This is a genomic window from bacterium SCSIO 12643, assembly GCA_024398135.1.
Classification (GTDB): domain Bacteria; phylum Bacteroidota; class Bacteroidia; order Flavobacteriales_G; family Salibacteraceae; genus CAJXZP01.
The window spans coordinates 587,534-601,284 of sequence record CP073750.1 but is presented as its reverse complement, the minus strand read 5'-3'; the positions used below and the strand labels follow the sequence as shown (position 1 = coordinate 601,284).

10 protein-coding genes are annotated in these 13,751 nt (G+C 35.8%); 1 reads left to right on the top strand and 9 read right to left on the bottom strand.

Annotated elements, in window-relative coordinates; translation table 11 throughout:
- Positions 1–2: 2 nt before the first annotated feature.
- A complete protein-coding gene (gene bioB, locus KFE94_02590; GenBank protein UTW67020.1) occupies positions 3–992 on the bottom strand; it encodes a biotin synthase BioB in 990 nt (329 codons plus the stop codon).
- A gap of 418 nt (positions 993–1,410) precedes the next feature.
- Here bioB and KFE94_02585 point away from each other — a divergent pair, with 418 nt between their 5' ends.
- A complete protein-coding gene (locus tag KFE94_02585; protein ID UTW67019.1) occupies positions 1,411–3,366 on the top strand; it encodes a TonB-dependent receptor in 1,956 nt (651 codons plus the stop codon).
- A 9-nt stretch (positions 3,367–3,375) separates the two neighbouring features.
- On the opposite strand, the gene KFE94_02580 is transcribed toward KFE94_02585, so the two are convergent.
- The 8 genes from KFE94_02580 to KFE94_02545 all read right to left on the bottom strand — a co-directional run bounded on the left by KFE94_02580 (position 3,376) and on the right by KFE94_02545 (position 13,748).
- Entirely contained in the window at positions 3,376–3,933 is a 558-nt protein-coding gene (locus KFE94_02580) for a DUF255 domain-containing protein (GenBank protein ID UTW67018.1), read from the bottom strand.
- Positions 3,934–3,935: 2 nt separating this feature from the next.
- Positions 3,936–4,451 (bottom strand): thioredoxin family protein, encoded by a 516-nt coding sequence (locus tag KFE94_02575; GenBank protein ID UTW67017.1) that lies wholly within the window; start codon positions 4,449–4,451, stop codon positions 3,936–3,938.
- Between the two features lie 96 nt (positions 4,452–4,547).
- Complete coding sequence (locus tag KFE94_02570; protein ID UTW67016.1) at positions 4,548–6,077, bottom strand: peptide MFS transporter; 1,530 nt, start codon at positions 6,075–6,077, stop codon at positions 4,548–4,550.
- Positions 6,078–6,143: 66 nt separating this feature from the next.
- Positions 6,144–8,309, bottom strand: coding sequence for a S9 family peptidase (locus KFE94_02565; protein ID UTW67015.1), 2,166 nt, complete (start codon positions 8,307–8,309; stop codon positions 6,144–6,146).
- Positions 8,310–8,463: 154 nt separating this feature from the next.
- Entirely contained in the window at positions 8,464–9,282 is an 819-nt protein-coding gene (locus KFE94_02560) for a universal stress protein (GenBank protein ID UTW67014.1), read from the bottom strand.
- A 126-nt stretch (positions 9,283–9,408) separates the two neighbouring features.
- Complete coding sequence (locus tag KFE94_02555; protein UTW67013.1) at positions 9,409–10,233, bottom strand: universal stress protein; 825 nt, start codon at positions 10,231–10,233, stop codon at positions 9,409–9,411.
- A gap of 77 nt (positions 10,234–10,310) precedes the next feature.
- The gene (locus tag KFE94_02550; protein UTW67012.1) at positions 10,311–11,597 is read right to left on the bottom strand and encodes an OmpA family protein; all 1,287 of its coding nucleotides are present in this window, start codon (positions 11,595–11,597) and stop codon (positions 10,311–10,313) included.
- A 3-nt stretch (positions 11,598–11,600) separates the two neighbouring features.
- Positions 11,601–13,748: a T9SS type A sorting domain-containing protein gene (locus KFE94_02545; GenBank protein ID UTW67011.1), complete on the bottom strand. Its 2,148-nt coding sequence runs from the start codon at positions 13,746–13,748 to the stop codon at positions 11,601–11,603.
- Between the last annotated feature and the right edge of the window lie 3 nt (positions 13,749–13,751).

Here is a 13,751-nt window from a genome sequence, read left to right as displayed (position 1 = left end):
AACTAAGCTTCAACAGCTGCTTTTTTCTTTTCGTTCTTGAATGCTTCTCTGGGTGTAAGACCTAAAATATCAAACATCTCCATATCTGATTTTACAGATGGATTAGGAGTTGTAAGTAATTTATCTCCTGCAAAAATCGAATTTGCTCCAGCCATAAAACATAATGCTTGCTCGCTTGTAGGCATTTCTGTTCTACCCGCTGAAAGTCTGACTACAGATTTAGGCATTACAATTCTTGCAGTTGCTACCATTCTAACCATTTCATCAAATGGAACTCTAGGTTGATCTTGTAATGGTGTACCTTCAACTGGCACCAATGCATTGATTGGCACTGACTCCGGATGTTTTTCCATTGTGGCCAATACTTTTAACATTTTGATTCGGTCTTCATTGGTTTCCCCTAATCCAATAATTCCACCGGAACAAACAGTTAGATCAGCTTTACGTACGTTTTCAATTGTTTTTAAACGATCGTCATAGGTACGCGTAGAAATGATTTCTCCGTAGTGTTCTTCTGAGGTATCAATATTGTGATTATAAGCATAAAGCCCAGCGTCAGCAAGCTTTTGCGCCTGATCAGCAGATAACATTCCTAAAGTACAACATACTTCCATTTCCAGGTTGTTGACTTCTTTGACCATTTCTAAAACACGGTCAAATTGCTTATTATCTTTAACTTCACGCCAGGCGGCTCCCATACAAAGTCTTGAAGAACCTTGTGATTTAGCTTCTTTAGCTAAGTCGATTACTTCCTGAATAGGCATTAACCCCTGTGCTTTTACATCTGTATGATATCTTGCTGCTTGCGGACAATAGGAACAATCTTCAGGACATCCTCCTGTTTTAATAGAAACCAAACTACTAATTTGAACTTCAGAATAATCTTTGTTTTCTCTATGAACTGTTGCGGCTTCATATAATAAATCTAAAAGCGGTTTATTATAAATCGCGCTAATTTCTTCTGTTGTCCAGTCGTTTCTTACTATACTCATTGTTTTCATTTTTTTCCAACCGACAAAGGTATTTTTTGAGTGACAATAATCACTTTTTTCTTTGCCATTTTATAGTCATATCTCCATGGGCTTGTGTACTAGAATATTATGCGAAACGATAATATATGCATGAAGTTTTTTGTCTAATTACAGAATAAAATTGTACTAAATACAGGAAATCTTCAGTCAAACTTTTAGGATAGTTTTCTTATTAATTATGGGTAATTAAAACTCAAAACATATAAATATTATTTATTACAATAAATAACATTTTTTTCGAATAAAAAGGAAGTTAATATCATGTGTAGAATATGACAGAAATATGTTTGTCAGGCTCCGGATTCATGTTTTATTCGCATCGAAATTTTATAAACGCAACGGAAATTTAGGGGTAACCGTTGACAATAAGTTTAATAGGATGAAAAATGTTTTTTTAGGAGTGATTCTGATTTTAATCGGAACTAAAATTCAAGCACAGAATATATCAGATCAGGGAATCGATTTTGATTCAGTAGAGGTAACTTCATTTCGTACCATACAAAATATTACGAGGACAGGTAGAAATGTTTTGGTAATTACATCAGATAAAATCAAGGAACTCCCTGTACATTCCACTGACGAACTTTTAAGATATGTTCCCGGAATGGAGGTACAGTCCAGAGGTGGATATGGCGTACAAAGTGATTTAACATTAAGAGGGTCTACCTTTAATCAAGTATTGGTAATGGTAGATGGTGTTAGGATTAACGATCCGTTAACCGGACATTTTAATGGATACATACCTGTGCCACTTTCAGAAATTGAACGGGTGGAGGTGATCAAAGGTACCGCCACATCTATCTATGGAGTAGATGCTGTGGGTGGTGTCGTAAATATTATTACTAAGGTAGAGCCAAACAATGAACAACTCGATATTGATGCCAGTGCTAAAGTAGGTTCAAATAGCTATTCAGGTTATGACTTGAGCATTTTCGGAAAAGAGAATAAATGGAAGTTTTCTATAGGTGCGCAGAGTAATAAATCGAAGGGACAACAATTTGAGAATCCAAATTATTATTTGGTAGAAGGTGTTGAGCCTAATTATAATACCTGGTTTGAAACGAATACATTCTCAGGAAGTGTGGGGAGATCATTGGGAGATCATTGGAACATTGGTTTAAGAAGTTCATACGATGAAAGAAATTTCAATGCTAAATATTTCTATACAGCGAGTTCATACGATGAATCTATAGAGCGTACTTCGGTTTTCTTTAATGATTTGAAACTATCTGGAAGTAATGGTAAATTCAAAACAGAAATCGATGTCGCGTTCAGACAAAGTACGGATGAGTTTATTTTTAATCCATTATTTACCAAAAACAATCATACTACCAGATTTGGATTGTTTCAATTAAATCAAAGTTATAGAATGTCTGACCAACATACGTTTGTGTATGGAGTTCAATTGGATACACGTTCTATTGAAAGTAATGATCGAGGAAATCATACCAATTCTCATGCAGGTATTTATGGACAATGGATTGGAACGTTTATTAAGAATTTGACTTCAACAGTAAGTTTGAGAACGGACTATGATGATAATTACGAATGGGAGTTGAGTCCACAGTTAAATTTGGCTTATATCTATGATAAGTTTGTTTTTAGAGGAGGTTTAGGAAAAGGGATTCGAGCGGCTGATTATACGGAGCGATTTGTATCCAATAACTTAAAAACACTTTCTCCGGGAAGAAATATTGGTAATCCGGATTTGATAGCAGAATCTTCCTGGAGTTATGAAGCGGGAGTGGATTATTATTTGAGTTCAGGTCTAAAATTAGTGGCTACCGGTTTTTATCGTGCATCTGATGATCTAATCGATTATGTACCAACTTTAGGCGGTAACATCAATAATGTACCTGTACAATTGGTTCCGGATGGAACGTATTTATATTCTCAAAACCTTTCTGTTGTGAATACATTGGGAGTAGAAGTAGAGTTGTGGTATTCCAAACAATTTAATTCAGGTGATGCCCTAACGGCTTCTTTGGGATATACCGGTTTAGAATCTTCAAACCCTGAAGGAACGGTGTCCAAGTATGTTTCGGCTCATGCAAAACATTTAATCAATGGTAATGTTTTGATGCGTGTTAACCGATTTGATTTTGGAGTAAGTGGGTTGTATAAAATGAGAGAGTCTGCGTATTCAAATACGTTAGACGTGGAATTAAAACCTTCCTATACTGTGGTTAACCTGAGTGTTGGGATGAGTGTTTTGGATAACAAATGCAAAATCCAGGGAGAGGTGATTAACCTATTTGATGAAAATTATAGTGATATTTTAGGAGCCAGAATGCCTGGAAGATGGTTTAATATCGGTGCAAGCGTTAAGCTCTAAATTCAAATTCTATTTAGACGTGAATTGTTTTAAATAGGCTTCAAATGATACCGATGTTTTGTATACTTCATCGTGAATGAAATGAAGTAGGGGAATGTATTGTGGAACTTTCCAAAAACCTTGTACCGGAGAAATAATCTGAAGCGATTCATCCAAGTACACAATGGTAGGATATGCAATTCTACCATTTACCGGAGCAATCGCTTTCGTGAATTCATGTGTGCCATTTCTACGATTGGCGTTTGCCGGATTGTACGCTTTATTGACAAAGTCGATGCCTTTAAACGTAATGGCATCATTACCTTCAGCATTAAATTTTACTGCGTAAAAGTTTTCGTTGACATATTTGATAACCTGTGGATTACCAAAGGTCTGACTCATCATCATTTTACAAGGTCCACACCAGTTGGTATACACATCAATAAGAACCTTTCTGGGTTCTTTTTTCATTGCTTCCTGCATTTCAGCTACAGTCAACCAGTGAATCTTATTCTGGTCCTGCGCCAAGACATGAATACTTGAGAATAGGGCAAAAATAATGATGAATAAAGATGCTTTAAACTTCATCCTTATTTTTTCTTGATTTGTTCATTTGCCACTTTGATAAATGCCGATGGTCCACCTGGTACGTATCCTGTTCTTCCTAATGGATTAATATTGATTTGTCCCTGATCGTTGTTGGTTAAAGTGAAAAACCAAATGGTAGGATAGCCGCTTACACCTAATGCACGTTGCATTTGTTGATTTTGTTGTCTGATGTTATCCGGAATTTGAAATGATCTAGGGAAATCTAATTCCAATAGAATCACATTGTCTTTTGCCCAGGCAATAAACTCAGGAGTATCAAAAACTTCTCTTCTTAGTTTTTTACACCATCCACACCAGTCACTTCCGGTAAAGTTGGCCATAATAGGTTTGCCAGTTTTCTCAGATAAAGCATTTGCTTCTTCAATACTGGTTAACCAACCAGGTATAGAAGCTGTGTATGATGAAGCCAATCCAGATTTGAGTGGCTGTGCATTAATGTTGTTAGGTGTTGCAACTGCGAGTAAAGCTACGAGTCCGATAAGATTTAAGAACTTCATAAGATTCAATTTTCTTCAAATTTAAATTTATAAATTAAAAAGGCGAAACTTTTTCGTTCCGCCTTTTTAGTCTTTAACAGTATATTAGGAATGATTCTAGTGAATCCCTTTCATTGCTTTGTTGAGTAGTGGAGAAATTACAAGTAACGCAACCCCAGAACCTAACATCAACATGGTGATGAATGGATACAATTCGAAATCATATTTTTCAAGAATACTTTCAAGCATACCAGCTACGTAATTACCTGCTGCAAAACTGGCCATCCATAATCCCATTACTACTGATACCAGCTTAGTTGGAGCCAGTTTGGTAATCATAGATAAACCAATAGGAGATAGCATTAATTCACCAAGAGTTAGTAGCGTATATACTGCAACTAACCAGAATGGAGAAACCAATACGCCTGTATCCGCAAGGCTTTTAGCTTGTGACATTACCCAGAATGCAATGGCTCCAAGGAATAATCCGATAGCAAATTTTAAAGGTGTTCTTGGGTTGAATTTCATTTTATCTAGTTTCAACCACATAAGAGAAAATAAAGGTGCACCAATTAAAATTACCAGTGAATTCACATTTTGAAACCAAGTTGCAGGCATTTCCCAGCCTCCAATCATACGGTTGGTGTTTTCTTTTGCGAATAGGTTGAATGTACCACCGGCTTGTTCAAAACCAGCCCAGAATACAATATTGAAAATTGCCAGAATTACGATTACTGACATTCTACTCCATTCACTAGGACCTTCAGTACCTTTGAAAATTACGATCGCTAACCCTAAGATTAGAATCGCAAACATTGCAGTGGTAATATAAGTCGTTACATCCTCAGGAATAAGTCCCCAAATAGTAATTACCGCTAAAGTACCTGCAACTAAACCTACAGAAGTCATGAAGATTTGTGTCCAGTCTTTTGTGCCGATTCTAACAATGTTCTGATCACCTTTAGGAGGTAAACCATTGTTTAATAATGTCTCTTCTTTGTAGTTTAACCAAATTACACTGATAATCATACCTACACCAGCAGCTAAGAATCCATAGCCCCAGCCAATACTCTCTCCTAAACCACCAGCAACGAATGTTCCCAGGATGGCACCCAGATTAATTCCTAAGTAGAAGATATTGAATGCGGCATCTTTCATCGGGTCATTGTCATCATAGAAATCACCTACAATGGTAGAAATGTTTGGCTTGAAGAAACCATTACCGATAATTAATACACCAAGTCCAAAGTTGAATAAAAAGTTTCTGGATTCAGGCTCTAAATCCTGGGCCATAAAAGCACTTGCAGCTAAAAGCAACTGACCTACAGCCATTACGATGCCACCAACATAAATCGTTTTTCTTTGACCGAATAAATTATCAGCTACCCATCCACCAAGAATCGGAGTTAAGTATACCAATCCAGTAAATATCGCGTAAAGTTCTAATGCTTCATTTCTAGAAAGTCCAAAACCATCATTAACAAGTTCCGCAGTTAAGTACAGTGTTAATAATGCACGCATTCCATAATAACTAAAGCGTTCCCACATTTCGGTTGCAAAAAGCGTATATAGTCCGGAAGGGTGTTTTGTCCGTGCATTTTTTACTTCAAGTTCATCGTTTGAATCCAGTGTATTTTGATTATCCATGTTTTTATATGATTTTTAATGATTCCAAATATATCAATTCTATCCACTCTTGTGGAAGAAGCTTATTTATAGTTTTTCAAGTAAGAAATTGGTAAATTTTGTGAATAGATGTCTACGTGTATTGCCGCCATAAATACTATGGTTTTTATCGGTATACATATAGAAATCATATTGTACATTGGCATTCACTAACGCATTTACAAGCTCCGCAGTATTTTGAAAGTGAACATTGTCATCCGCGGTTCCATGAACTAATAAATAATTCCCTTTAATTTTCTCTACAAAGTTGATAGGTGAGTTGTCATCATAACCTGAAGGATTCTCTTGAGGTGTTCTCATATATCGCTCTGTATAGATATTATCATAATATCTCCATGTAGTTACCGGAGCTACAGCAATAGCTGCTTTGAAATAATCTGCACCTTTCGAAATAGCTAGAGTAGACATGTAACCGCCATAACTCCATCCCCAGATACCAATTCTTTCCGGATCAATATATTTTTGACTTCCCAGGTGTTTCGCAGTTTCGATATAATCCTCCACCTCTAATTTTCCTAGTTGTTGGTAAGTCATCTTTTTGAAATTGGCACCTCTGGCACCAGTACCTCTATTGTCAACTGAAACAATGATGTAACCTTTTTGAGCCAATAAGTGATGCCACATCATATTGTTATCCCAAACATCTTTTACAGTTTGAGAACCCGGACCTCCATAGATGGTTACCAGAACAGGATATTTTTTATTTGGATCAAAATCTGCGGGTTTAATCATCCATCCATTCAATTCTGTGCCATACGAGGTTGGGATTTTGATAAACTCTTTTTGACTGATTTTATATTGGGCAAGAGTTGCTTCCAGTTTTTTGTTATCCATTAACTGCGCTAATTCTTTCCCATTCTCCAGATTTAGAGTAGTAGTATAAGGTTTGTTCGCGCTGGAGTGTGTGTTGATATAAAACAAGAAGTTACTGGAGAATGCCGCATTGTTCCATCCATTTCTTTGAGACAATTGTGTAATTGCATTGCCTTTTAAATCCATCTTGTAGATATGTCTTTGCATCGGAGAAACTTCAGCAGACTGGAAGTAGATGTTTTCAGATTGTTCCATAACACCGTAGAAGTTGGTAACATCCCACTGTCCAGAAGTTAACTGCTTTTCAATACCAGATTGATAGTTAATGCTATAAATGTGTTTGTAACCATCTTTTTCACTGGTGATTAACATTTGTCTTGAGTCCGGTAAGAAAAACCAATCGTCAACTACTTCAACATAAGTTTCGGAAGTCTCATGATACACTACATGAGAGGTATTGGAAATTGGATCTACAAAGTGAATGGTCAAATCGTTTTGATGACGATTTAAAGTTTGAATTGCCAAATCATTTTGAGATGCCCACTTGATTCTTGGAACGTATTCTGTTTGCGGAAAATTCGCTTTTACAGATTTGTTGGATTTAAGATTATAGATGTAGATATCGACTTTAGAATTGTCTTCTCCTGCCTTAGGATATTTGAAGCGATAATCTTTTGGGTAAAGTTGATTCTGGTACATGATCATATTGAATTCTTTTACCTGTGATTCATCGAATCTGTAATATGCAATGTGTTTGTTATCCGGAGCCCAGGTGAATGCTTTGTCAAAAGCAAATTCTTCTTCGTATACCCAATCTGTAGCTCCATTGATGATTTTATTGAATTCACCATCAGTAGTAACTTCAGTTTCTTTTCCTGATTTTAAATCATAAATATAAAGATTGTTGTTTCGTACAAAAGCTACTTTTTTCCCGTCTGGAGAGAAGGTCGTATAACGTTGTTTACCGTTTTGAGAAATCTGTTTTAACTCAGATTTTTTGATGTCGTAAATCCACACATGCTCTCTGGTAGAATGACGATAAATTCTTTCTTCATCAGTGGTGAACATGATTTTTGATTCATCTGCAGAGAATTGATAATCAGAGAATTCAAAAGGTTGATTAATTGTGGAAGTGCTAAAGATAGTTTCCACAGAATCACCTGTGGTATAACTGAATTTGACAATATTTTGTCCTTCTTTGGTTCTTGTGATGGTTGTGTAGTAATTTCCATTATGCATGGACCTTAGACCCCAAACACGTTTAGATCTAAACGTGTTTTTTGTATATATATCGTCTAATGTGATTAATTTATCCTGGGCAAATGAAGAAAACCCTAAAAATAAAAGTATGACAACGAGAGTCGTTTGATTTCTCAACATATAATTTGATTAGAATACTTGAAATTTTTTGCAGCCGCAATATACGTCACCGAATTAACAAAAAGAATGCCTTTTGTTTGGGATGGTTAAATATATTCAACAAAAAAGCCGATTTGGAATCCAAATCGGCTTTTTTGTTGATAAAATATTGTAATTAGTAGATATAAGGGCTGTGGTGAGATTTTACAATCAATAATGGATTGGTATTTCTACTCAGTACCTTTTCTTCTCTGGTTGTTCTGAATTTGTCCAGGAAGTCAGGAGAACTTTCGAATACAATACCGATGATTTCGGTTTTATTGTAGTTCGTACGATCCAGAATCAAATCTACAGCATCTTTACCGTCTGCCCATTCTACACTATAGTCAATTTTGTTTTCTTCAAACCTCTTTTTAAGTTGTTCCACAAAGATGTGCTCTTTGGTATCATCTCTTTTCGTATTACCTAATCTCATAGGGAATAGAGCGATCTTAAGGCCTAAATCTTTGGCAATCTTGATAGAGATATTTGTTTTTTGTCTCGAGTTTGGCTCTAATGTAAGTGGGAACAATACAGTAGTTAATTGTCTTACTGTTTCACCACTTTTTAAAGCAATCACAGGATAGTTGGTTTTATAAACAATATCCTTAATGTTTGGACCTAAATCATACTTCGACTTTACATCATATCCGACAACCAGGAACAGAGGCTCTAATAAATCAATTGTCTTTGCAATTTGCGTCACAATTGTATTTTTTTCACCTGGAATAATTCTCCAACTGATGTCTAGATTATGAGACAGTTCACCATGACTTTCGATCACCTTTCTAAACTCATCGTTAAAGTAACGTTCGGTTTTAGAACGATCCGTATTCACGTGAATAAATACAACTTCAGCTCCATTTTTTTGAGCGAGAAAAAAAGCTTCGCCAGCAGCATGAATAGAGGCTTTATTAAAGCTAATTGGTACTGCTATTCTCTTACAAACATCCATGACTTAATTGATTTAATTGGGCGGTGAAAGTATTATTTAATTTGTTTTTTACCAAAATAAAGGTGGAGTGGCTCCTAAAAAAAAGAGTCTGAAAAAATCAGACTCTAATTGTTTTATACTCTGTGTTTAATATAAGAATGGACTATGATGAGATTTCACAATGAGCAGAGGATCTTGCGTCATTTGGAGTAATTTCTCCTCTCTGGTCGTTCTGAAGTTATCTAAAAAGTCGGGAGAACTTTCAAAAACAACGGAAACAATGCCGGTATTATCTTCTGCGGTTTTCTCTAGAAGGATTTTTACTTCATCGTTTCCTTCTTCCCATTCTACATCGTAATCTACATTATGATCATCTAATTTTTTGATCATATTGTTAGTGATGATTTCCTGGTGGACATCATCTTTTTTGGTATTGCTGATTCTAAGTGGAAGTAATTGGAATTTCAAATTCATATCCTTCACAAACTTGATCGAAATATTTGTCTTTTGACGTGAAAATTGTTCCAGTGTTAAAGGGAAAAACAAAGTAGTCAACTCTTTAACGGTTTCCATATTTTTCAATGCAATTACCGGATATTTAGTTTCGTAAATAATCTTCTTGATATTCGGTCCCACAAAACGATCCATTCCGCGTTTGATTTCATAACCTACCACAACATAAAGTGGATCAATTTGATCAATGGTTCTGGCAAGTCTCTCAACGATTTCGCCTTTTTCACCAGGTATAATTCTATATGAGATATCCACTTCTTTTGCAGCATCTCCATTATCCTCAATCATTTCAGTGATAAGTTTATCGAAATCTGCTTCTGTTTTGGTAGGGTCACAATTAATGTGGACAATGACCACTTCTAAATTAGCTCTCTTAGCTAAATATAAAGATTCAGAAAATGAATGACGCGAAGTTTCAGTGAAATCTACACTGACAGCTAATTTATACTTGGTTTCCATGGGACATAATTTTTATATGTTAGTATTTCGAAAGTAGTTAATAGAAGTAAGATATACAAATACTTTTAGGTCTGATATCAGCGGGTTTTCAAAGAAAAACGTATGACAACTCTTCGGTTTTTTGCCCTTGCAGAATCATGGGTTTGAGTATGAGCCAGTTGATCAAATGAAAAGCCTTTTACTGCTATAATATTAGTTTTATAATGGTTTAAAATCCAATTCTTAATAAAAAACGCTCTTTTTTGGGATAAGGTGAGGTTGTAGTTATGAGAACCTTTTTGATCTGTATGACCTGAGATGGTTAAGTCATAGTGTTCCAGTGGTATTTCGTTTAGTTTTTGTTGTGCAATTTTTAATTGAGTTTCACTTGCTTGAGATTTATCAAAGTCAAAATAAATAATAATTGAATCAAGTTGAGGCGCTAAAGGTTTCTCCATTCGAGGAACCTGAACTTCAGAGGTCATGTCTTCAACCTGCTTTTCTTCAATAATCTGTTCGGCAGTTGCGGAAGGCTTATTTTCCTGTGATGCTATTTGTGGAGTGATTTCTGAATTTCCAAAGGCCTTGAAATATGAAGTGTTCATTTTATAGAAGGTCTCTTTATCCTCACTTCTAAAGGAGTTTCCCTCCAGAAACACTCCGGAATCAAACGCATCATCTCCAACATCCGCAATGGCAATTTTGATGTTGTATTTTCTACCTGGTACCACTTCACTATATGCAATAAGAGTTTTGGTCATACCATCATACTCTATAGTAGGTCCGTTGTTTTCACCGAAGGAATTGTTTACATAAAAATTTTTATGTTTTCTATGATTGATATTGTTTACTGTGATTGGTAATTCTGTATTTGGGATGACGGCTAAATTGGTCATTTCTCCTGTTTCCAAATCTGTTAAAAAGAAGCCGAAAACATCGTTAAACGTAGAACCTACATATTCCGGATATTCTTCAGAAGCGAAAACGTAATTGAATCGAATCAGGTCATTGGTGGCGCTAAAATCAAATGAAATAGAAGTGGCATCGTATGTTTTGAACTTAGCCAAAAAGTGTAAATCCTGATCTCCTCGAGATCTATTCGATGTGGTGAATCCTGTACCTTTATTCGGACCTTGCGCATTGGTAGCATGTCCAGTCGTTAGAATTAATCCTTGTTCAATAGCTATTGGAGTACCGGAATTGTAGAATACTCCTCTGGCTTCATGAGTTCCGTGAAATGAGACATTCCATACTTTTATGGAGGAGTCCGCCATAAGAATGTTAGACACCATAAATTTTTCCGTGGGGTAGATGTCTACACGCATTTGAGAAATACCAATACTGGAAATAAACAGGGTCGTCAGGAAAATGTGGATAGATTTCAAGGTCTATAATTTTACAAATCGTTTTTGAATGATAATCTCATCGTTGATGTCTTTAATGATTAAGACATAAGCCCCTTTTTGTAATGGGAGTGCTGAGAATGAGAATTCGTTTTTACCTGCCAGAATATTTTGACTTCCTAAATTAACGATCAAACTTCCTGAAACATCATAAATGCCAAAATTACCCAATGTGTTTTTAGCAATACGAAATCCGATTGTCAATTGGTCGGTCACCGGATTAGGATATAAGACATCATTCTTTTTAATATCGATAGGTTTACTTACAATTTCGGTAGTACAGTTTTTAGCATCTGTAATAGTCACGGTGAACCCCTCACAAAAATTAATGATGTTATGATTGGTTGTTACTCCATTTGACCAGCTGTATGTATATGGTGCAAAACCATTTTGGGTCACCATGCTTACTTCAGAATAGCAATTAAAATAATCACCTTTATTTACAATTTGAGAATTGGTCATCACATTGGTATCCGAAACGGCCAAATGCGTAAACCAGGTAGAAGAGCTCTTTTTATTGGTGCCATAAAAACCCGCTGTATACACCTGACTAGGATCGTTTGGTAAAGTCTGCATTCCAAAATAATCGCCCCATCTTTCATAACTGCCACTTAAACGCCTTACATAATCATCACCGTTTTTAAGTCTGATAATGTTAGAGTAGCCTTCAAGAAAAGAATGACGTATTGCAGAAACACCGGCAAATTCTGTAGATGAAGTGTGATTAAATGCAATTAAAGAACCTTCGTAACATCCTTTTCCGTTGTTGACATATGAAATGTTAGGATAACCAAAATCCAAAGAATCTACAGTGATAATATTGGCAGTGATTTCCGGATTTTTCTTTAAGGACTCTTTTTGAATGATCTTACCATGATAAATCCCTGATCTTGATGTGCCAAAGTCTTTGGTATTTCCTACAAACTCGTAACATTTTTGGTTGGAAGAGTTGTTATAAGAGATTGCACTTAGAAATCTGGCATCATTTGTTTGTAATCCATCTGTTAAATCGTTTGGATCATCATCTGCCTGAATTCCGTTTGGCGGAACACCATAATTGATGGGTAAAGACAAAGTATAAATATCTTTGTCTTGATTTCCTCTATTAATTTCAACCACAAAAAGCGAGTCATTTTGAATATCAAAATTTCTGTTCGAAAAGAAAGTTAATCCTTTTTCAGCAGCTAATGAATTTGTAGATGCCTGCACTGGTGTCAGGTTACGGATATTATTTCCTCCATGAGTAATGTCATCATACAACACGGTGTTTAGGGTAGAATCACCTCCAAAACCTTCATCCATTGGAACTTGCCATACAATACTGCCTTGAAAACCAAGTTGCCATGAGGTGTTGGCTTTAAGTAAATTAAGTGATAAATACATATTGTCATTGTCATAACCTACCATTGGAAAATCACTCCATTGGTCTACACCGCGAGGGTTTCCCGGAATCATATATACGTACCATGGATCACGTGGATCATTGGTAGAACTAAATCCAACAATCGTTTTAGAATCTGAAGGTTGTCTACCTGAAAGAAACAAGAAAATAAAACGATCTCGTTCAGGGATGTATAATAGTTTTGGATCAAATGGGAACTCGACATTTGGATTTACAATGTAATCCTGACCAAATTGTGCAAATGAAATATTGTATGTGCTTCCAAACTCATCGACAAATAAATTAGAATCTCCGGTAACATCGTAAGCCCATAAAAAACTATTCACACTAGCCAATAAATAGTCGTTACTTAAAGCCATGGTATTATCTAAAGGAGTGCCTCCGTTGTAAATGTCTTCCAAATCAATTTGAGCAATGTATTTACGCATTTTCATGGAATCCAAAATCACAGGATCAGGGAGGTTTCCATATTTAATACTTTCTGAATCGCTTTGACGGGATTGAGGTAATTGGGCAGATTTTACTTTTTGTTGATTTAAAAATTGTTTATATCCTTTTCCTCCGGGATTTGGGGCTTCCAGATTTTTTAGGAGTGGTGCATAAGATGTTGGTTTACCTTTTGGATCGACCACACTGACACCTTTGATGACAACCTTTTTGGAACTGATTTGATTTTGCGCAAATCCGATAAAGCTCCACATAAAAATAACTCCTAGTATAATTTTCTTCATATG